This window comes from Paenibacillus sp. FSL R7-0312 (assembly GCF_038004445.1).
Taxonomy (GTDB): domain Bacteria; phylum Bacillota; class Bacilli; order Paenibacillales; family Paenibacillaceae; genus Paenibacillus_AQ.
Genome location: NZ_JBBORE010000001.1, coordinates 4,482,848 through 4,504,307, shown reverse-complemented (window position 1 = coordinate 4,504,307; position 21,460 = coordinate 4,482,848). Strand labels below are relative to the sequence as shown.

The following is a 21,460-nucleotide window of genomic DNA, read 5'->3' as shown; positions in this document are numbered from 1 at the left end:
TAACGCTTTGAATTATACTTCCATGATGATCGGCAGGATCATCGGTCTGCGGCGTGTCTGCTCGTAAAGGAAACGGCCGAGCGAATCTTTGACACTGGTCTTCAGAGAAGCCCACTCATTGACCTTCTCGCTCATCAGGCGCTGCAGCGTACCGGATACAATCCGGTTAGCTTCGTCCAGGAGACCTTCAGACTCCCGCACGTAGACAAATCCGCGGGAAATGATGTCCGGTCCGGAGACAATAGCTCCATTCTGCTTGCTGAGTGTTACCACTACAACCAGAATTCCGTCCTGGGACAAGAGCTTACGGTCACGCAGTACGATATTGCCGACATCGCCGACACCAAGTCCGTCAATGAGCACGTTGCCTGCAGTAACCTTACCGGCTCTGCGTGCTGCACCTCCGGAAATTTCAATCACTTCGCCAAGCTCCGTGATGAAGATATTACTTGGTTCTACACCGACGGACTCTGCAAGAATTGCATGTCTGCGCTGCATCCGGAACTCACCGTGAATTGGAATGAAGAATTTCGGCTTCATCAGGTTGAGCATCAGCTTCAGCTCTTCCTGGCTGCCGTGACCGGATACGTGAACACCGGAGTTGGAGCCGCTGTAAATTACATTGGCGCCAAGACGGAACAGTTCATCAATGGTACGGCCTACATACTTCTCATTACCCGGTACCGGTGTAGCTGCAATAATAACGGTATCGCCCGGCATAATGTCAACCTTGCGGTGACTGGAGCGTGCCATACGCGTTAACGCGGACATAGGTTCGCCCTGGCTGCCTGTACAAAGCACAACTACACGGTTGCCGGCCATTCTGTTCATTTCTTCCGGTTCAATCAGCATACCGTCAGGAATGTACAGATAACCGAGCTCGGAAGCAATGGAAACTACGTTAACCATACTGCGTCCGATGACAGTAATCTTGCGGCCTGTCGATTCTGCTGCATTCACCACCTGCTGGATACGGTGCACGTTGGAAGCAAAGGTTGCTACAACTACACGCTGTTCAGCTTTACGGAAAATATCTTCCAGAACAATACCGACATTCTTCTCCGAAGGTGTAAAGCCCGGCTTCTCGGCATTGGTACTGTCCGACAGCAGTGCAAGCACACCCTTCGATCCGATTTCGGCCATCCGGTGCAGATTCGCAAATTGACCGTTAACTGGCGTGTGGTCGAATTTGAAGTCACCTGTGTGGACAACGTTGCCTTCCGGAGTCTCGATGCATACACCCACGGAATCAGGAATACTGTGGTTAGTTCTGAAGAATGTTACCTTAAGCGAGGTGCCCAGTTCAATTTCCGAATCTTCGTTGATCAGAATCCGTTTGGTTTCACCCAACAGGTTCGCTTCCTTGAGCTTGTTATCCACAAGGCCAAGTGTAAGTCTTGTTCCATAGACTGGAACATTCAGGTTCTTGAGCACATAAGACAATCCGCCAATGTGATCCTCATGTCCGTGGGTAAGCACAATCCCTCTTACTTTGTCACGGTTCTCAGTCAGGTACGAGATGTCAGGTATTACAATATCAATACCGAGCATATCTTCTTCCGGGAATTTCAGGCCGGCATCCACGACTACAATGTCATTGCCGTACTGAATAACGTACATGTTTTTTCCGATCTCGCCGACTCCGCCTAATGCGAATATCGACAATTTATCGTTGTTGTTTTTTTTCGACAAATGAATCTAACCCTCCTATGATGTTGGACGTCATACTTTTATTTGTAAACAATGAGCTTCAATTATTTCAGCGGCGCTGTAGACTTTCTTCAAATTGCTGTTAACTTTCCTTATTCGACAATGAAATTCCGATAAGTCTGTATAATTGCGCAAGGCGAAACTCCCGAACCGGGCAGTAATATCGTCTTGAAGCGGGCAAACGCCGTCAAAATTTCACCACCGCGCCCCTCGCGCGAAAATCCGGCAGTTTTAGCACAGACTTATCCAAGGACCTATCCTGTCTCACAATGTAAAATCACATTGACGGAAGATTACCGCATATTTTATTTTAACCGCACCGAATCACTTAAGGACATTATACATGATTTTTTTGGCAAAAGACAAGTCATCCTGATCCCAGTCCTATTCTTTCCTTAACAAACAGCCATTATTTGAGGAAAAGACAAGCAAAAAAGTGGTTATGGCTTGCGTTTTTTTACATAGTCTTTATCCCGATCTGACAAACTAAAAAACCGGGCGCTCTCTAGAGCGGCCGGTTAAAGGTATAAATCTGCTTGAAATATAGCGGCAATGCCTATTTCAGTAAAGCTGCAATGAAAGCCGCTTCCTCTTCCGTCGGAGAAACCAGCGGCAGACGGACGGAACCTACGTCGATCCCGCGCAGACCCAGCGCATATTTCACCGCCGAAGGATTCGGCAGCGGCTGCGGGCATTCGAACAACCCTTTGAACACAGGAAACAGCGTCCGGTGGAGCTCACCGGCACGCTGGACGTTCCCGGAAGTGAAAGCTTCGATCATCTCCAGCATCTGCGCCCCGACAATGTGGCTGGCTACGCTGATAATGCCATGGCCACCCACAGCAAGCGTGGCCAGACCCGCAGAATCATCCCCCGAGTAGACATGGAAATCATCCGGGCAGGCCGAGGCAATCAGGGTGATCTGATCCACCGAGACGCATTCCTTCGTAGCGACAATGTTCGGAAGTGCGGCCAGACGCAATGTCGTTGCGACGCTAAGGCTCACCGTAGTGCGGCTTGGTACATTGTATAAAATGCAAGGCAGCGAAGTCTCAGCGGCAATGGACGAGAAATGCCGGTAGAGCCCTTCCTGATTAGGTTTGTTGTAATAAGGGACGACCAGAAGCACACCGTCCACGCCGAGTTTCTCGGCTTCCTTCGTGAGCTCGATGGAATGTCTAGTGCTGTTGCTGCCGGTTCCGGCGATGATTTTGCAGCGTCCGCCTGCCTGCTTTTTGACAAAAGAAAAGAGCTTCAGCTTCTCATCATCGGTTAAGGTAGGCGATTCACCCGTTGTTCCGCAGACTACCAGCGCAGCGGATTTCTGTTCTTCTATCAAGTAATCGACAAGCCTTGAAGTTGCTTCCCAGTTGATTTCTCCGTCCCCGTCAAACGGGGTTACCATTGCGGTTATTAGTCTTCCGAAATCCACTTTGAATTCCTCCTTGTCAGCGGTGCAATTCAAACTTGGCATGCAGGGCGCGAACCGACTGCACCATATCTTCCTTCTTCACCAGAACCCAAATGGTTGTATTGGAGTCTGCGGATTGCAGAATCTGAATATTTTGCGAGCTGAGCGCTTCAACAATACGGGCCATGATTCCCGGCACCCCGTTGATGCCTCCGCCGATAACGGATACCTTCGCACAGCCAGACAAGCTCCTAGGTCGCAGCCCCAGCTCCTGTAGCACAGAGATTGCCTTCTCCGATTTGTCATCGAATACAGTGTACAGAGCCTCGGATGGAGTCACATTGATGAAGTCTACGCTGATTCCATTATCCGCCATGCTTTTGAAAATCTGCAGCTGTACACCGGTTCCGTTGCCGTCCGGACATTCTACGGAGATCTGTGTAATGTTGCTGACGTACGCAACGCCCGTGACAAAACGGTCAACGACTCCGTGCGAAACATCGCTAAAGCCTTCAGGATGGGTAACAAGCGTCCCTTCCGCTTCGGAGAACGTTGACCGTACACGTACCGGAATCTGAGCCTGCATGGCGATTTCCACAGCCCGGGGATGAATTACCTTGGCTCCCTGATAGGCCATATTGCAGATTTCCGTATAACTGACATAAGTAAGCTGCTTGGCATCTTCGACAATCCGCGGATCAGCGGTCAGAATGCCGTCGACATCGGTATATATATCGACCATGTCCGCACGCAGTGCGGCTCCGAGCGCTGTAGCCGAAGTATCGCTTCCTCCGCGGCCAAGGGTTGTGAAGTCGCCAGCCTCAGTTTGGCCCTGGAACCCTGTTACTATTACTACTTTATGCTCACGCAGTTCGCGTAGAATGCGTTCTGTCCGCACATCCAGAATTCTTGCATTGCCGTAGCTGCTGTCTGTTACAAATCCCGCCTGCGCCCCCGTAAGCACGGTAGAACGGATCCCTTCCTGCTCCAGCAGTCCGCACAGATTGGCCGCCGAGATAATCTCCCCGCAGCACATCAGCAGATCACGCTCGCGGTCGGGCAGCGAGTTCCCGCTTTGAGCCGCCAGATCCAGCAGTGTATCTGTAGCATAAGGCTCACCTTTGCGGCCCATTGCCGAGACTACAACCACCAGGCTGAACCCGCTGGCCAGCTCCCGTTTGACATGACGGATTACATGTTCTCTGGCCACCGGTGTGGAGAGCGAGGTTCCGCCGAATTTTTGCACCAAAATACCCATTTATAATTCCTCCAATTACTTCTCTAAGCAAGCGCTGATAAATACGCAGAATAGCTGTTACTTTCATAGAAAACAGCTCTTGCTGCGCTGGGTGCATACCTTGAAATACTGAATCATGTGTTAATCAAATCTCTGACAGTTCATTCTTCCCCCGGCGTGTGCGAAACCTCGTCCGAAATCGACTGCAGCAATGCACCAGCCATAATCCTCCCTGCGCTTGCCGGGGCGACAATCCCGGGAAGGCCCGGGGCGAGAATCGCCTTGATCCCCCGCTTCTCCGCGTAACGGAAATCACAGCCGCCCGGAGCCGAAGCCAGATCGATAATTACACACTGCCGGGGCACACGCGAAAGAACCTCTGCCGTAAGCAACATGCCGGGAACGGTATTGAAGATAAGGTCAACATCATCCACATGAAGCTGCAGGGCTCCGGTCATAAAAGGCTTCCACCCCATTTCTTCCGCACGGGCGTAATGCTCCTGCTTCCTGACCCCCACAGACACCCTGGCTCCAAGGCCTTGCAGGGTCCAGGCCATCGTGAAGCCGGTTCTTCCCATGCCCAGCACCATTGAATTGGAGCCATGTATGGTGAAATCGGTGTTCTGAATGGCTATAACCAGCGCGCCTTCCGCTGTAGGAATGGAATTGTATATCGCCACATCATCCCTGTCCAGCAGCTCCACGAGCTTCAGTGAATGCCTGGTACACAAGGCACGCAAATAATCTTTGGCTATACCAGTATATACTATACAATCTGCCCGCAGCGCCGCGATATGTTCGTCCAGCAGTTGCAGCGGACCGGAGGAATACATCGCGTTAAGCTTCCCTTCCTCATCGCATCCTGCCACGGGCAGCACTAGCACATCAGCTGTGCCAAGCAGTTCTGCGGACATCAGTTCCAGAGACACCCCCGGAACCGGAGTCTTCCACTGGTCGAACCCCGCGGCACTTACTGCCGCATTCATCTCTACGCATCTGCGGATCACTTCGAGTTGTCTTGCGTCCCCGCCCAGGAATACGATCCTGATGCCAGTAAGCATAAGGAAAATGCCCCTTTCCTCCACCCTGAAAAATGCTCCAACCTTACCCTGCTGAATAAATTGTTGAACCGCCCTCAGAATGAGGACGGCAGTTAGGTTACATATGTGCTTGGCTGCTGTGAAGAGCCGTAATGCTATGCTGAATGAAACCGTTCGATAATCATAGGCTGCAGCTGGCTGCCTTGCAGGGCTGCATAACAAGCCTCAGGAATAAGGTCCATCCGGGCCACAAGTGAGTTAGGCTTAGCAACCGGATTATCCTGGCCGAATGGCACAAAATAAATATTTTTAGTTACCAGCAGCTTAGCAATATTCGCCGCATTCAGGCCCAGGCCATCGTTGGTGGAGATCGCCAGCACCAGCGGACGCCCATTGCGCATCTGCGATTTGGCAGCCATCAGCACCGGACTATCCGTCATGGCATTCGCCAGTTTGCTTGTTGTGTTCCCTGTGCAGGGAGCAATCGTAAGTACATCCAGCAGCTTCGAAGGACCCAGCGGTTCCGCTTCAACAATTGTAGAAATGATATCATTCCCCGTTATATCTTTCAACTGTTTTAACCAATTTTCCGATGTGCCAAAGCGCGTATCCGTGTTCAGCACAGATGCCGATACAATCGGCACCACGTTGGCGCCGCCATCCATAAACCGCTGAATCTGCGGCATTACCTCAGCAAAGGTGCAGTGAGAGCCGGTAATTGCATAACCAACTGTTTTACCATGCCAATCCATTTATTCGTCCCCCCTGATTGAAGTCTCGCCTGATAACGACTGTACCAGCGCATTAGCCATAATGATTCCGGCGCTCTTGGGGGCCACAATACCGGGAAGTCCCGGTGCCAGCATCGCCTTGATCCCGCGCTTCTCGGCATAGCGGAAATCACACCCGCCCGGTGCGGAAGCCAGATCGATGATCACGCAGTGCAGCTGAAGACGCGATAGAACCTGTGCGTTAATAATCATGCTTGGAATGGTATTGAAGATCAGATCCGCTTCCGGTACGTGAAGCAGCAGATCTCCGGTCATAAACGGCTTCCAGCCCATTTCCTCTGCCCTTGCATAATGCTCCTGTTTCCTTACGCCTACTTTTACAGTTGCACCCATGCCTTGCAGTGCCCTGGCCATGGTGAATCCCGTCCTGCCCATTCCGAGTACCATTGAGGTAGAACCATGGATGGTGAAATCGGTATTCTGTATAGCCATAACCAGTGCACCCTCAGCAGTCGGGATAGAATTGTAAATGGCCACATCATCCCGGTTCAGCAGCTCCACCAGCTTGAGTGAATGTCTGACACACAGGCCGCGCAAATAGCTTTTGGCCATGCCGGTATACACGATAGCCCGGGACGGCAGCGCAGCTATATGCTCTTCCAGCAGTTGCAGGCGTTCTGAAGCAAATACCGCATTAATATAACCCTCATCATCGCAGCCGACAGCCGGCAGCACCAGCACATCTGCGCTGCTGAGTAATTCTGCCGACATTTGTTCCAGGTTTACCCCCGGGCTTGGGGCATCCCACTTGTCGAACCCGGCAGCGCTTACCGTCCCATCCATTTCCACACATTTCCGAATCACTTCAATTTGTCTCGCGTCCCCGCCCAGGAACACGATCCTGATGCCAGTAAGCATAGGGATGACGCTCCTTTCAACATACACATTCGACTATAGAGCATCTTATGCCGTGTGGTGCGGATGGGTGAAGAGCGGAGATGAATTCCGGTGAAGCTGAGATAAATCACTGATAATAAGTGTTATTCATTCTACAATCAGCTATAAAAGTAAATTCACCCGCCCCGATCCCAGCCGTGATCCGGCCAATGCAGTTATGCCTGATATCGAAGTCTATACAACGGCTCAGGATATTATCGACCGCCGGGATGCCCAGATGGAGAAGCTCTATGAGGTAGTCGGGCATAAACAGGCTAAGGGCACAGCCAAATAGAAGGCTAACGTATTTACGCATATGCCAAACATAAAAAAGCTTGCGGTTACGCACCATGAAGGTGCGGTTTCCGCAAGCTTTAGTCTAATTTCTATAAGATCCTATACGAATTTGCTGCTTATTTACCCGTATGTCCAAAGCCTCCGACGCCGCGCTCCGTTTCAGAGAGCTCACCGACTTCCACCAGCGTTACAGATGGCACAGCCTGGAACACCATTTGGGCAATCCGCTCATTGCGGGCAATCGCAAACGGCTCCTGACCCAGGTTGATCAGCAGCACCTTAATCTCACCACGGTAATCCGCATCGATGGTACCCGGGGTATTCAGGCAGGTGATACCGTGCTTAAGGGCCAGGCCGCTGCGCGGACGGATCTGCGCCTCCAGCCCGTCCGGCATGGCGAGTGAGATTCCTGTGGGGATTAATGTGCGCTCGCCCGGAGCAAGCACCACAGCCTCTGCTACAGCGGCATACAGGTCATACCCAGAGGCCTGTTCGGACATTTTGCAGGGCAGCAGCACATCCTCATTCCCGGGAAGCTTGTTAATTTGAACGTAATAAGACAAGATCATCTCTCCTAACATTGGCTATCGCTTTATCTGTTGAGCCTACCATAGCCAGAGACAACGGCTGTGCGAACATAAAATCCAGCAGCGCATTGATATCCTCCATGGTCACGGCCCCTATTTTGGCAATCATCTCATCGAGGGTATCCTGCCTGCCGAGCATCAGCTCATTTTTGCCCATCCGGTTCATCCGGCTGCTGGTGCTTTCCAGACTCAGGATCAGACTGCCTTTCAGCTGCTCCTTGCCTTTGCGGAGTTCATCCTCACTCAGGCCGTTCACAGCAAGATCGTGCAGCATTTCTTTGATCAGCTCGGTAACCTCTTTGGTCTGCTTCGGCGCTGTGCCGGCATATACGGTGAACAAGCCACTGTCGGCCTGGGCACTATGATACGAAAATACTGAGTACGCCAGACCGCGCTTCTCACGGATTTCCTGGAACAGCCGCGAGCTCATTCCGCCGCCAAAGGCATTGTTCAGCAGAGCCATAGGATACTGCAGCGGGCCGCCGCTCTTCACACCGGGCAAGGAAATGCAGATGTGATTCTGCTCTGTTTTCTTCTTGTGGAAGACCAGCTCCCCCTGATAATCCGGTTCAGTCAGCGAAGGCGATTCACCGTGGTTCGCGAACGAGCCAAAATGCTGCTCCAGCAGTTCAATCAGCCCGTCATTAATATTTCCGGCTACGCTGATTACCGTATTCTCGATCGTATACTGCTCTTTCATGTATGCACGCAGGTCATCCGGCGTCATTTCCAGCAGACGTTCCTTGAGTCCGAGTATCGTGTAAGCCAGCGGGTGTTCGCCGTATGCAGCTGCACACATCAGCTCATGGACCAGATCATCCGGCGTATCCTCGCACATGGAGATTTCCTCCAGAATGACATTCTTCTCTTTAGCCAGCTCCTCGGCATCCATCCGTGAACGGAAAAACATATCCGCCAGCACATCCACAGCAATCGGCAGATGCTCATCCAGCACTTTGGCATAATAGCATGTATATTCCTTCGAGGTAAACGCGTTGACATTACCGCCAATCGCATCAAACTGTTCGGCGATCTCCTTCGCGCTGTACCGGTCAGTTCCCTTGAAGAGCATATGCTCGATGAAATGAGAAATCCCGTTGTTCAGCGGGTTCTCATTGCGTGAGCCCGTCTTGACCCAGATTCCGAAGGATACGGATCTTCCGGTAGGGATCTTCTCGGTAACCACCCGAAGTCCGTTCGATAATAATATTTTGTCCAATGTAAAATCCTCCTGGCACAGCCCCTGTATCTGTCTGTATTTATTATTCGCGCCTCTTATCCTATCAGAAATAGTCTGTTCACTCAACTTCCGGAGGTGTAATACGCTCTGTTGAGAGTGTCTGACTGACGGTTCCCAGCTGCAAGCCCTTGGCTCTAATCCCACGGATCATTCCCCTCAGCGCCTGGGAAGAGGAGTCTGTAGGATGCATCAGTACCAGGGTTCCGGGCTCCACTTTGCTGCTGATCTTGGCAATAACCGAATCCGGAGAAGGATGGCGCCAATCGACTGTATCCAGCGTCCATAATACCGTTTTTAGTCCCAGTGAGGCTGCAATCTCCACCGTCTGCTGATTAAAATCTCCTGAAGGCGGAGCAAACCATTGGTTGGTTACCCCCAGGGTATTCTTCAGCAGCTTCTGTGTCTTCTCAATCTCGGCCGTTGCACGCGCGCGGCTGAGTGTACTCATGTTGGGATGTGTGTAGGCATGGTTCTCTACTTCATGTCCCCGCTTCAGCATTTCGGCGGCAAGCTCCTTGTTATGACTAAGCCAGCTTCCATCCAGAAAAAAGGTCACCTTGACCTTCTCCTCGTCCAGAATATCCAGCATCGGCACAATATACTCGTTCCCCCACGCCACATTAATCATCAGCGACACCATCGGCTTGGCCGGATTGCCCCGGTAGATCGGCTGCGCCCCCAGATCACTCAGCGATACCTTCGGCTCTGTCTGGCGGTACACCAGTTTGAGGCTGTCCGCCGGGCCCCGCAAAAGCGCGTTCCGGTAGGTTGCCTCCACATCCACTTCAAGTCCATTGTACCCCGGTATGGCTTTCCATACCCGGTCAACGACAGCATCGACAGGCTGCGCATTCAGCTCCGCTGCCTTGCCGGCAATCTGGGCGCGCAATTCATCGTTGGTTTGCTTTGGCGCATAGCTCATCACGGCCGTATCGGCCTGCGGCTTAAGCCCGGCGATCATCTCTTTGACCGGCCCATTCGTGCTGCCAATCCCGATTACTACTGCAATGCAGGCCAGCACAAGCGCTGCTTTGTCCGTCTTCATGACGTCTTTCCTCCCCGGCAGAAACGGTCTGATCCATCCCGGCACAAGGGTAGAAGTGCAGGGACGCTTTGTCCCAGCCTATGTATGAAAAGGGCCGAATATGCATAACGCAAAGAGTGCAGCCCACTGCCATATACTATCCGCACCTGAGTACTGTCGGTTCATTGCTAGAAAAAAAGAGCCAGAACGGTACTGCTTCTGTCTCTTCTTCATTCATTTAATTAGATTTCCGGAAAACCGCAGGCGAGGTTATCCTTACGCCTTCGCTCCGCTTTCCGAAGTCAGCACAGCTTTGCGCGACAGATTGACGCGGCCCTGCTGGTCGATTTCGGTTACCTTTACGGTAATGGTATCGCCGATGGCAACAACATCTTCCACTTTAGCTACACGTTCTGTAGACAGCTGGGAAATATGCACGAGGCCGTCTTTACCAGGAATCAGTTCAACGAATGCGCCGAACTTCTCAATACGTCTAACAGTACCGACATAGATCTCGCCGACCTGTACTTCACGCACAATGCCTTCGATAATGCCGCGGGCCTTCTGAATCATCTCTTCGTTGGAGGACCCAATGAAGACACGGCCATCTTGTTCGATGTCGATCTTTACGCCGGTTTCTTCAATGATTTTGTTAATGATCTTACCGCCAGCACCGATAACATCGCGGATTTTGTCCGGATTGATGTTGATGATAATGATTTTTGGAGCATATTTGGACAGGCTTGTTCTTGGCGCAGAGATTGCTTCATTCATTTTACCTAAGATGAACATACGTCCTTCTTTGGCCTGCTGGAGCGCATCCTGCAGAATTTTACGGTCGATGCCGTCGATTTTGATATCCATCTGAATCGCCGTTACGCCTTCTGCTGTTCCCGCTACCTTAAAGTCCATATCGCCGAGGTGATCTTCCATACCCTGAATATCTGTCAGGATGGAGACATGTTCTCCGTCTTTGATCAGACCCATTGCGACACCGGCTACCGGCGCCTTGATGGGCACCCCTGCATCCATCATCGCCAGGATACTGGCACAGATACTCGCCTGGGAAGTCGAACCATTGGATTCAATGGCTTCCGATACGAGACGGATGGTGTACGGGAATTCAGTTTCACTCGGAATCACTTTGGACAATGCGCGTTCACCCAGTGCACCGTGGCCGATTTCGCGGCGTCCCGGTGCTCTCAGCGGCCGGGCTTCCCCTACGCTGAACGGAGGGAAGTTGTAATGATGCATAAAGCGTTTGGTTTCAGCCGGATCGATTCCGTCAAGAATCTGTACATCCCCCAGCGCACCCAGTGTACAAACGCTAAGGATCTGTGTTTGTCCGCGTGTGAACAGACCAGAACCGTGTGTACGCGGCAGCAGCGCTGTATCGCATTCAATCGGACGAATCTCATCCAGCTTACGGCCATCTGGACGTACCTTATCATGCGTGATCAGACGTCTTACTTCGTCCTTCACGATATCATGCAGCACTTCCTTAACATCTTTAAGAAGCTCTGGTGACTCTATGTATTTCTCTGCGAAATACTCCACCGTTTCATTATTAACCAGATCGATAGCATCCTGACGGGCATGCTTCTCGGCAATCTTCACGGCGTCAACCAGACGGCTCTCCGCATAGGCACGAACCTGTGCGTTCACATCAGCGTTAACCGCATGCAGCTTCACAGCCATCTTTTCTTTGCCGGCAACGGCTACGAGCTGCTCGATTACAGCTACGATCTTGCGGACTTCATCATGTCCGAACATGATCGCTTCAAGCATTACATCTTCAGTGACTTCATTGGCTTCAGCTTCCACCATCATGATAGCGTCCTTAGTACCGGCTACAACGACATAGATATCGCTGATTGCCTGCTGGGCTACATCAGGGTTGATGATGAATTCACCATTAATACGGCCTACAGCTACGCCCCCGATTGGACCGTTGAAAGGCACATCGGAAATACTCAGAGCAGCAGAAGTACCGATCATAGCTGCAATATCAGGCGCACAGTCCTGATCCACGCTCATAACCAGGTTCAATACTTGTACGTCATTGCGGAATCCTTCCGGGAACAATGGTCGAATCGGACGGTCGGTCAGACGGCTCGACAGGATCGCCTTTTCACTTGGACGTCCTTCACGCTTGATGAATCCGCCCGGGATTTTACCCACCGCGTACAATCTTTCTTCATAGTTCACCGTAAGCGGGAAGAAATCCAGATCTTTAGGCTCACTGGATGCTGTAACCGTACACAATACTGAAGTATCTCCGTAACGCACCATAACGGCTGCGTTCGCTTGTTTGGCCAGACGGCCTGTTTCCAGCACAAGGCGTCTTCCGCCCAGCTGCATTTCCACACGTTGTTCCATAAAACCCCTCCTTGAATGATAGTAATTTGTTCTGTATGTTCTACAAGCAAAAACGGCTTGTCCTCCATGAGGTGATCTAGCCGTTTTTGCGAATAATATCCACTTATCTACTGTAAAAGTTTACCCTAAATTTTCAAAAAGCAACCCGGCTGTCCCGCTGTCGCTCGTAAGAAGGACATACGGTATACAACCAGGCTGCTTTAGGGCTCTACTTATGGAAAATTAACGACGCAATCCCAGTTTTTCGATCAGGGCGCTGTAACGTCTGATGTCTTTGTTCTTCAAATACGCCAGCAGTTTACGACGTTGTCCAACCATCTTCAGCAGTCCGCGACGGGAATGATGATCCTTCTTGTGCGTGCGCAAGTGGTCAGTCAAATTAACGATGTTCTCCGTAAGGATAGCAACTTGCACCTCAGGGGATCCAGTATCGGATTCGTGAGTTTTGTGCTCGTCGATCAATTGGTGTTTACGTTCTTGAGTCAATGCCATCCTGTTCACCTCCTTCATTATAATCGCCAGTAGCCTCGTCACCGTCGGTGAGAACAAGCAACCAAGCTAAGGTTATGCTGCTGTCATTCCAGCAACGTTAATCAGTATAGCACCTACAAAGACAAAAGTAAACGGCATGTCCGGGAAAGATTAGGAATGATATCCCAGAAGCCCTTTGGCTGTCTCGGCATCTGCGCCGATCTGGGCGATTAAGGCCTGGATGGACTCAAACTTGCGTTCAGAACGGATAAAGGATACCAGTTCTACCTTAAGCTCCTGCCCGTAAATATCTCCCGCGAAATCAAACAGATGCACTTCAAAGCTTGGAGCAATCATCCCGTCATGAAACGTAGGCTTCACGCCGACATTCATCACACCGTACAATACTTCTTCCTTGTAAAATACCTTGACGGCGTACACGCCTCTGGCCGGAATGACATAGCGGTCATCAAGCTGCAGGTTTGCTGTTGGAAACCCGATGGTCCTGCCCCGCTTCTCTCCATGACCCACAATTCCTCGCAGGTGATAACAACGTCCAAACCAGGCATTGGCTTTATCCAGTTCCCCGTTCAGCAGGCTCTTGCGGATGCCGGAGCTGCTGACCTTCTCTCCTTCGAGAAGAAACGGGGAGACCGTTTCTACATTCATAACACCCTGCCCCAGCTCCCGAAGTGTGTCTGTATCGCCTTCGCCCTTGTAGCCGAAGCGGAAGTCGAAACCGACTACGGCGGTAACAATCTGCAGCGGCAGCAGCATTACAGAGACAAAGTCCACCGGGCTAACCCGGGAGAGTTCTTCATTAAATGCAATAATATATAAAATATCAACGCCCATCCCGGCAAGCAGCTCCTGCTTGTCCCGGGATGGTGTCAAATATCCTTCATAGTCACCTTTACCCATAACATCCTTAGGATGGGGATAAAAGGTCATGACAGCTGCAGGTACACCTGCCTGGCGGGCAAGAGCTACAGCAGATGTTATGACGCTGGCATGTCCGCGGTGCAGTCCGTCGAACTGCCCCAGGGCAACTACTTGAGGCTGCGCCCACTCTGCTGCCGTCTCCGGCAACATAGGATAGCTTAAGGTTACGGTTCTCACGCTGTTTCTCACCTACATTCACAAATAAATTAAAGTCTAAGCCTGTGCAAACACTTTAACAGGAGCAATCGCACCGGTGGCTTCTAAAGCATAGATGCCTAGAAACTCCCCTTGCAGATCATAGAGCCGGAAATCTCCGCTGCTCTTTACTTCAGGTGCCACAACGCGTAGCGACAGACGTTGCCCTTGTAGGGCGGCCTTCTTCTTCTCCTCGGCTACCGTATGTTTGGGCAAATGCGAAATCGCCTCATCGGCGGCAATTAAATGTTCTTCCAGCGTACCTGCTTCCTTATATTCAGCAATTTGCTCCAGGGTCAGACAATGACTGGCAGATATCCCTGCCGACATGGTCCGCTCCAGCTTCACCATCACACCCGGTACTCCAAGCGCACGCCCGATATCCACGCATAGGGTACGGATGTACGTTCCTTTGGAGCATAATGCCCGGAACGTGATATCGGGATAATTGCCGCTCCAGACCATACCCTGCATTTCAATCTCATAAATTTCCACTTCACGGCTCTTACGTTCCACCGTCTTGCCTTCTCTGGCCAGCTCGTACAGACGCTTACCATCCACCTTCACTGCTGAATACATCGGGGGAACCTGTGAAATCACACCTTTGAAGGAATTCAGAACAGCCAGCACTTCAGCTTCCGTAACTTGAACCTCTTCAACTGATTCCGTAATCGTCCCTGTTAAATCCTCTGTATCACTGGCAAATCCCAGCCGCAGCGTAGCAACATACTCCTTGGGAAGCTCCTGGATGTACTCAACCACCCGCGTGGCCCGTCCCAGACATAACGGCAGCACTCCGGTCACCTGGGGATCAAGTGTACCGGTATGTCCTATCCGCTTCATGCCGAGAATCCGCCGCGCCTTGGCCACAACATCATGTGAAGTGAACCCTGCCGGCTTATATACGGCCAGAACACCTGTAAGTTCACTCATAAATGAAGTTTAACCTCCTCAAGCACCTTCGCTACCGCCTCTTCAAGACTTCCGTTAATGCGGGCTCCCGCTGCCCGCGTGTGCCCGCCGCCGCCGAAGACCTGCGCCAGCGCCGCGACATCGACCTTACCTGCTGAGCGCAGGCTGGCCTTCACCGCATGCTCATCGATTACCTTGAACAGAATGCCTACTTCAACCCCGCGGATATTACGCGGATAATTGACAATCCCTTCAAGATCCTCGTTGGCCGCATCACAGTCCAGCATATCCTGAGGTGTAACGTACACCCAGGCAATATCCCCTTCAGGACTGAGCTGCAGTGTACTGAGTGCCCGGTTCAGCACTTTGACCTGCGGAAGAGTCATCTCTTCAAGCAGTGTCTCTGCCAGTTCAGGTCCATTCACGCCTAATGCCAGCAGTTCGGATACAGCTGCCATCACTTTAGGCGAAGTGTTGTTATAGCGGAAACCGCCGGTATCTGTTAAGAGACCGGTATAAATGGCCGTGGCAATATCGATATCCCATTCCACCTCAAACGTCTTCAGCAGGTCGAACAGAATCTCTGCTGTAGCTGCCGCATCCGGCTTGATGAGCGTTACGGCACCGTACCCATTATTGGTGGGATGATGGTCTATGTTTACGATAAGTGCATCACTGGTGAAATGACGCTGGGTAAGTCCTACACGCTGAAAATCCGCACAGTCGACACAAATGACGTTGCTGTACTGGCGCGGCAGTTGGCCTGCAGCAGACAGATTGACAATTTGATCGGCATGCCATAAATATTCCATACGCTGCGGAATCTGGCCCTCGTTCAGCATACAATATTTTTTGCCCAGACATGAGAGAAGCCAGCCCACCGCGAGGGTGGAGCTGACTGCATCTCCGTCCGGCTGAACATGCGACACTACAAGATAATCGTCGTGTTCCAGCAGAAACTTACGGGTCTGCTGGAGACTTTGTTCATAGCTCTGCATTCGCCGTCTCCTTTATGTTCCGTAGCTCTATTCGGTTTTGCCGATTTCTCCGAGCAGCTTCTCAATATGACTTCCGTAAGCAACGGATTCGTCAATCTTGAAGATCAGCTCAGGAGTGTGGCGCAGGCGGATTGCTTTGCCAAGCTCCGAGCGGAGAAAGCCGTTAGCTTTCTCAATCGCCTTGAGCGAGTCTGACTTCTGCTCCTCGTCCCCGAATACGCTCAGGTATACCTTGGCCTGTGACAAATCATTTGTCACATCTACGCCAGTTACAGTTACGAACCCGACGCGCGGGTCCTTCAGTCCACTTTGGATGAGCTGGCTCAGTTCTTTCTTAATCTGTTCGCCAACCCGTCCGGTTCTGATTTTAGACATCTATATTCACCTCTTCGCTTAGCGCTCTACCGTTTCCATAATGAACGCTTCGATAATGTCGCCTTCAACGACATCATTATAGCGTTCCAAAGTTATGCCGCATTCATAACCCTGCGCCACTTCTTTGGCATCATCTTTGAAACGTTTCAAGGTGTCGATCTTGCCTGTGAAGACAACGATACCGCTGCGGATCAGGCGCATCTCAGCGTTGCGGGCAATTTTGCCGGAAGTAACCATACAACCTGCGATGGTACCCACTTTGCTGATTTTGAACACATTGCGCACTTCAGCATGGCCGATAACATTCTCTTTGTAGATGGGATCAAGCATCCCCTTCATGGCACTTTCAATTTCTTCGATTACATTGTAGATAATGTTATGCAGACGCACATCCACTTTCTCCTGCTCAGCTGCCGCTTTCGTCTGGGTATCCGGACGAACGTTGAAGCCGATAACAATAGCGTTGGATGCTGCTGCCAAGGTAATATCGGATTCCGTAATCGCTCCGGCACCGCTGTGAAGGATCTTCACGCGAACACCTTCAACTTCGATCTTGGCCAGGGAGCCTTTCAGCGCCTCTACCGAACCTTGTACGTCACCCTTGATAATCACGTTGAGATCTTTGATCTCTCCGTCCTTGATGTGCTTGAACAGATCATCCAATGTTACACGGGTGTTCGTGTTCAGCTCAGACTGGCGCTGCGTAGTCGAACGTCTGTCCGCAATCGCACGGGCCTTGCGCTCATCTTCGAAGGCCATAAACGGATCGCCCGCCTGCGGCACTTCAGTCAAACCGGTAATTTCCACTGGTGTGGAAGGTCCCGCTTCTTTGATCTTGCGTCCCTTGTCATTGACCATGGCACGTACGCGTCCGAAGCAGTTACCTGCTACAAAGGCGTCGCCGACTTTCAGCGTACCGTTCTGTACGAGAATACGGGCAACTGGTCCACGGTTTTTGTCAAGCTCAGCTTCTATAACAGTACCGCGTGCCCGTTTGTCCGGGTTCGCTTTGTACTCATTTACTTCAGCAACAAGCAGAATCATTTCCAGCAGCTCTTCCAGGTTGATGCGCTGTTTGGCCGACAGGTTAACGAAGATCGTATCGCCGCCCCACTCTTCCGGAACCAGCTCATAGCTTGTAAGCTCCTGCTTCACCTTGTCAGGGTCCGCACCTGGCTTGTCGATCTTGTTAACTGCAACAATGATCGGAAGTCCGGCTGCCTTGGCATGGTTGATCGCTTCTACCGTCTGCGGCATAACACCGTCATCGGCAGCGACGACGATAATCGTCATATCCGTAACCTGGGCACCACGGGCACGCATAGCAGTGAACGCTTCATGGCCCGGTGTATCAAGGAACGTAATTTTCTTGTGGTTGATTTCGACTTGGTACGCACCGATGTGCTGTGTAATTCCGCCTGCTTCTCCGCCAGTTACGTTCGTGGAACGGATGGCATCGAGCAAGGTTGTTTTACCATGGTCAACGTGACCCATGATCGTTACAACCGGAGGACGGGACTGCAGATCATCGTCGGAATCATTCTCTTCCACGGTTTCGAAGCTGTCTTCATCTACAGGGATCTTCACTTCTACTTCTACACCGAACTCGCCGGCCAGAAGCAGGATCGTGTCGATATCAAGCTCCTGATTGATCGTGGCCATAACGCCCATCGAGATCAGCTTCTTAATCACTTCCGAAGCATCCTTGTGAAGCAGCTTCGCCGTTTCACCAACCGTCATGCTGCCGCGGACAATAATCTTCTTCGGTGTGTTGTCAATCTTCTCACGGTGTACCATCGGCTGGTTTCTGCCGCGGTTGTTCTTGCCGCCACGGCCGCGGAAGTTGCCGCCTTTGCCGTCATCAAAACGTTTCTGGCCGCTGTTATTGTTCGGTCTGCCGCCAGTAGCATTCTTCTTCGGACCTCTGTCACCGCCGCGGGAGAAATCTCCGCCTGCGTTGCCTTGACCCTGCGGGCGGTCGCCCGTGCGTGGTGCAGTACCTTGACCTTGTGGACGGTCACCTGTACGGGGTGCGCCGCCTTGACCTTGCGGACGGCTACCAGTGGTGGAGCTGCCCTGCGGACGGCTGCCGCCGGTGGAGCTGCCCTGCGGACGGCTGCCGCCGGTGGAGCTGCCCTGCGGACGGCTGCCAGTGGTGGAGCTGCCTTGTGGACGGCTGCCAGTGGAGCTGCCTTGTGGACGGCTGCCAGTGGAGCTGCCTTGCGGACGGCTGCCAGTGGAGCTGCCTTGCGGACGGCTGCCAGTGGTGGAGCTGCCTTGTGGACGGCTGCCAGTGGAGCTGCCTTGCGGGCGTGAATTCTGCGTTGTACCTGTTGTTTGTGTTCTGCGGGAATCTTGTCCGCTTTGGGGCCTTGGGGACGTCGTCGATTGGTTGTTGTTTTGGTTACTGTTCATACCTACCTGCTTTTCCGGTTGATTTTTGTTGGCATTCTGAGCACTTTGGGGTTCGGCTGTTACCGCGCCGGTAGTTACCGGTCGGCTGCTGGTGCCGGTGTCCCGCTTGGCTGCAGCGTTTGACTTGATGTCCTTGAAGAACTGTTCTACTTTGTTCACGGAGCCATTCTCCATGACACTCATATGATTATTCACAGGGACATTCAAACGCTTCAGAATTGTAATGATTTCTTTACTGCTCATGTTCAGAGACTTCGCGTATTCATACACGCGCAGTTTATCCTTATTGTCTTCTTTAGTCAATAACTCCACCTCCGACAGTATCTCCAAGCGTTCTGGAGATCATTTCCGCGAATCCTTTATCCGTAACGGCCAGCACTACGCGCTGGTCTTTACCAATACTTGCACCGAGTTCATCCCGGTGAAATGCGATTACTAGTGGAATATCGTAGGTCCCGCACTTATCGCGGAACTTCTTTTGGGTATTATCTGAAGCGTCACCTGCCAGGACGACCAGCCTCGCCTCTGAAGACCGCACTGCCTTAAGCACAGCCTCGTCGCCGGTGACAATCTTGCCTGCTCTCATCGCAAGCCCTAAATAAGAAAGAGTCTTACTCATTGTCCTCACTATCCTTCGCTGCCAAAAATTGCTCCTCCACGGATGCAAAATCCCGGGCAAGCTGGGCATAGATTTCAGGACTCACTTGACATTTCAATGCTCGGTCAAGTGCTTTGGTCTTTTGTGCCAGCTTAAAGTATTCCAGTTTACCGCAGATATAAGCGCCACGGCCCGACTTCTTGCCCGTCAGGTCAATGAGCACTTCGCCCTCAGGCGTTCTCACCACGCGAATCAGCTCTTTTTTGGGCATCATCTCTTGGCTGGCAACGCATTTGCGCAGCGGTACCTTTCTTTGCTTCATAGTAGCGCCTCCCGTCAGTCAGCAGATTCATTAATCGATGGAGACGGAATCCTGATGCATTTCATCATTAGAAGTTCTGGGTCTGCCGTATTCCTGCTCTGCCTGAGTCTCACTCTTGATATCAATTTTCCAGCCGGTCAGCTTAGCAGCAAGACGGGCATTCTGCCCCTTGATGCCGATCGCCAGCGACAATTGGTAATCAGGAACGATGACACGCGCCATTTTCTCAGCTTCAAAGACCTGGACTTCAAGCACTTTGGACGGGCTGAGTGCATTGGCCACATACTCCTGCACAAGCTCGGAATACCGTACGATATCAATCTTCTCGCCCCGAAGCTCGGTTACGATGGTCTGAACACGTGTGCCTCTAGGGCCTACGCAGGAACCAACGGGATCGACTTCGGGATTACGCGAGAACACGGCGATTTTGGAACGGAAGCCGGCTTCGCGGGCAACGGAACGAATCTCAACCACTCCGTCAAAAATCTCCGGCACTTCCAGCTCGAAGAGACGCTTCAGCAGACCCGGATGACTGCGGGACAGCATGATCTGCGGTCCTTTGGTCGTATTCTCCACCTTGGTGATATAAGCCTTGATACGCTCGCTCTGCTTGAACTTCTCGCCCGGCATAAGCTCGCCCAGCGGCAGAACCGCCTCGATTTTACCAAGATCCACATAAATGTTACGCATATCCTGACGCTGGACAAGGCCGGTAACAATATCATCTTCCTTGTCAATAAAAGCGTTATAGATAAGTCCGCGTTCCGCTTCACGGATACGCTGTGTAACAACCTGCTTGGCAGTCTGGGCAGCAATACGCCCGAAATCACGCGGTGTAACTTCGAGTTCGGCAATATCCTCCAGTTGGAAATGCGGGTTGATCTCCCGGGCTCCCGGCAGAGAAATCTCTGTCCGTGAGTCCAGAACCTCCTCCACAATCAGCTTGCGGGCAAAAACCTTGATTACGCCTGTGTTGCGGTTCATATCCACACGCACATTCTGCGCCGCATTGAAATTGCGTTTATAGCTGGAGATCAGCGCAGCTTCGATGGCTTCAAACAGCACATCCTTGCTGATGCCTTTCTCCCTTTCCAGTTCATTCATAGCTTCGATAAACTCCATACTCATGAAATTCCGGTCCCCCTTTCAAGACGTTAAAAAATAATGGCCAATCTCGCACTGGCGACCTTGGCGTACGGTACTACATGTTCTTTTTTGCCCGCGGAGATGAGCAGTTCCTCGTTCTCGAACGAGAGCAAACGACCTTCGAATTCTTTGAGTCCTTGAATCGGCTCATACACCGTTACATATACATCCTTGCCAACCGCTTTGGCAACATCCGCCGCTTTCTTGAGCGGACGTTCAGCTCCGGGCGAGGAAACCTCAAGGAAATAAGCTTCGGAAAACGGATCATTCTCATCCAGCTTCTGGCTGATGTATTCGCTGATGGTACCGCAGTCATCGATATCAATGCCGCCTTCTTTATCTACGAATACGCGCAGGAACCAATTGGAGCCTTCTTTCACGTATTCAACGTCCACCAGTTCGAAACCATTGTCCTCGAGATAGGACCCGAGCAGCTGCTCTACCGTCTGTTTAATTTTGGATTTGGGTGTGCTCAAAAGAAGATTACCTCCACG

Annotated in this window: 20 protein-coding genes; all 20 read right to left on the bottom strand. The window is 51.7% G+C overall.

What is annotated here, in order from left to right; translation table 11 throughout:
• Positions 1-12: 12 nt before the first annotated feature.
• The 20 genes from MKX70_RS19725 to rimP all read right to left on the bottom strand — a co-directional run bounded on the left by MKX70_RS19725 (position 13) and on the right by rimP (position 21,442).
• Entirely contained in the window at positions 13-1,692 is a 1,680-nt protein-coding gene (locus MKX70_RS19725) for a ribonuclease J (RefSeq protein WP_039294807.1), read from the bottom strand.
• A 574-nt stretch (positions 1,693-2,266) separates the two neighbouring features.
• The gene (gene dapA, locus MKX70_RS19720) at positions 2,267-3,142 is read right to left on the bottom strand and encodes a 4-hydroxy-tetrahydrodipicolinate synthase (RefSeq protein WP_042237088.1); all 876 of its coding nucleotides are present in this window, start codon (positions 3,140-3,142) and stop codon (positions 2,267-2,269) included.
• 16 nt (positions 3,143-3,158) lie between these two features.
• Positions 3,159-4,379: an aspartate kinase gene (gene dapG / locus MKX70_RS19715; protein ID WP_039294812.1), complete on the bottom strand. Its 1,221-nt coding sequence runs from the start codon at positions 4,377-4,379 to the stop codon at positions 3,159-3,161.
• 140 nt (positions 4,380-4,519) lie between these two features.
• On the bottom strand, positions 4,520-5,419 hold the full coding sequence (gene dpsA, locus MKX70_RS19710; RefSeq protein WP_042237090.1) for a dipicolinate synthase subunit DpsA: 900 nt from the start codon (positions 5,417-5,419) through the stop codon (positions 4,520-4,522).
• Positions 5,420-5,553: 134 nt separating this feature from the next.
• The gene (locus MKX70_RS19705) at positions 5,554-6,150 is read right to left on the bottom strand and encodes a dipicolinate synthase subunit B (protein WP_039294817.1); all 597 of its coding nucleotides are present in this window, start codon (positions 6,148-6,150) and stop codon (positions 5,554-5,556) included.
• Positions 6,151-7,047: a dipicolinate synthase subunit DpsA gene (dpsA, locus tag MKX70_RS19700; protein WP_042237091.1), complete on the bottom strand. Its 897-nt coding sequence runs from the start codon at positions 7,045-7,047 to the stop codon at positions 6,151-6,153. It lies immediately after the preceding gene.
• 431 nt (positions 7,048-7,478) lie between these two features.
• Positions 7,479-7,925: a dUTP diphosphatase gene (gene dut, locus MKX70_RS19695; RefSeq protein ID WP_197072942.1), complete on the bottom strand. Its 447-nt coding sequence runs from the start codon at positions 7,923-7,925 to the stop codon at positions 7,479-7,481.
• The gene (locus MKX70_RS19690; protein WP_042138111.1) at positions 7,903-9,168 is read right to left on the bottom strand and encodes a M16 family metallopeptidase; all 1,266 of its coding nucleotides are present in this window, start codon (positions 9,166-9,168) and stop codon (positions 7,903-7,905) included. Before MKX70_RS19690 ends, dut begins: the two co-directional genes overlap by 23 nt.
• Positions 9,169-9,247: 79 nt before the next feature.
• Positions 9,248-10,234, bottom strand: a complete 987-nt coding sequence (locus MKX70_RS19685; RefSeq protein ID WP_340840535.1) for a polysaccharide deacetylase family protein — start codon at positions 10,232-10,234, stop codon at positions 9,248-9,250.
• A 255-nt stretch (positions 10,235-10,489) separates the two neighbouring features.
• Positions 10,490-12,592, bottom strand: a complete 2,103-nt coding sequence (gene pnp / locus MKX70_RS19680; protein ID WP_042237097.1) for a polyribonucleotide nucleotidyltransferase — start codon at positions 12,590-12,592, stop codon at positions 10,490-10,492.
• A 222-nt stretch (positions 12,593-12,814) separates the two neighbouring features.
• On the bottom strand, positions 12,815-13,084 hold the full coding sequence (rpsO, locus tag MKX70_RS19675) for a 30S ribosomal protein S15 (RefSeq protein ID WP_019910460.1): 270 nt from the start codon (positions 13,082-13,084) through the stop codon (positions 12,815-12,817).
• A 150-nt stretch (positions 13,085-13,234) separates the two neighbouring features.
• A complete protein-coding gene (locus MKX70_RS19670) occupies positions 13,235-14,182 on the bottom strand; it encodes a bifunctional riboflavin kinase/FAD synthetase (RefSeq protein WP_042237101.1) in 948 nt (315 codons plus the stop codon).
• A 36-nt stretch (positions 14,183-14,218) separates the two neighbouring features.
• Positions 14,219-15,133, bottom strand: a complete 915-nt coding sequence (gene truB / locus MKX70_RS19665; RefSeq protein ID WP_042237103.1) for a tRNA pseudouridine(55) synthase TruB — start codon at positions 15,131-15,133, stop codon at positions 14,219-14,221.
• Positions 15,130-16,110: a DHH family phosphoesterase gene (locus MKX70_RS19660; protein WP_042237105.1), complete on the bottom strand. Its 981-nt coding sequence runs from the start codon at positions 16,108-16,110 to the stop codon at positions 15,130-15,132. The genes truB and MKX70_RS19660 overlap by 4 nt, the downstream gene beginning before the upstream one ends.
• 27 nt (positions 16,111-16,137) lie before the next feature.
• Positions 16,138-16,485: a 30S ribosome-binding factor RbfA gene (gene rbfA, locus MKX70_RS19655; protein ID WP_042214811.1), complete on the bottom strand. Its 348-nt coding sequence runs from the start codon at positions 16,483-16,485 to the stop codon at positions 16,138-16,140.
• Between the two features lie 18 nt (positions 16,486-16,503).
• The gene (infB, locus tag MKX70_RS19650) at positions 16,504-19,203 is read right to left on the bottom strand and encodes a translation initiation factor IF-2 (protein ID WP_340841680.1); all 2,700 of its coding nucleotides are present in this window, start codon (positions 19,201-19,203) and stop codon (positions 16,504-16,506) included.
• Positions 19,196-19,519, bottom strand: coding sequence for a YlxQ family RNA-binding protein (locus MKX70_RS19645; protein WP_039295273.1), 324 nt, complete (start codon positions 19,517-19,519; stop codon positions 19,196-19,198). Before MKX70_RS19645 ends, infB begins: the two co-directional genes overlap by 8 nt.
• Positions 19,512-19,820: an RNase P modulator RnpM gene (gene rnpM / locus MKX70_RS19640; protein WP_036692616.1), complete on the bottom strand. Its 309-nt coding sequence runs from the start codon at positions 19,818-19,820 to the stop codon at positions 19,512-19,514. The genes MKX70_RS19645 and rnpM overlap by 8 nt, the downstream gene beginning before the upstream one ends.
• Positions 19,821-19,850: 30 nt before the next feature.
• Complete coding sequence (nusA, locus tag MKX70_RS19635) at positions 19,851-20,948, bottom strand: transcription termination factor NusA (RefSeq protein ID WP_039295270.1); 1,098 nt, start codon at positions 20,946-20,948, stop codon at positions 19,851-19,853.
• Between the two features lie 26 nt (positions 20,949-20,974).
• The gene (gene rimP / locus MKX70_RS19630; protein ID WP_036724721.1) at positions 20,975-21,442 is read right to left on the bottom strand and encodes a ribosome maturation factor RimP; all 468 of its coding nucleotides are present in this window, start codon (positions 21,440-21,442) and stop codon (positions 20,975-20,977) included.
• Positions 21,443-21,460 lie beyond the last annotated feature (18 nt).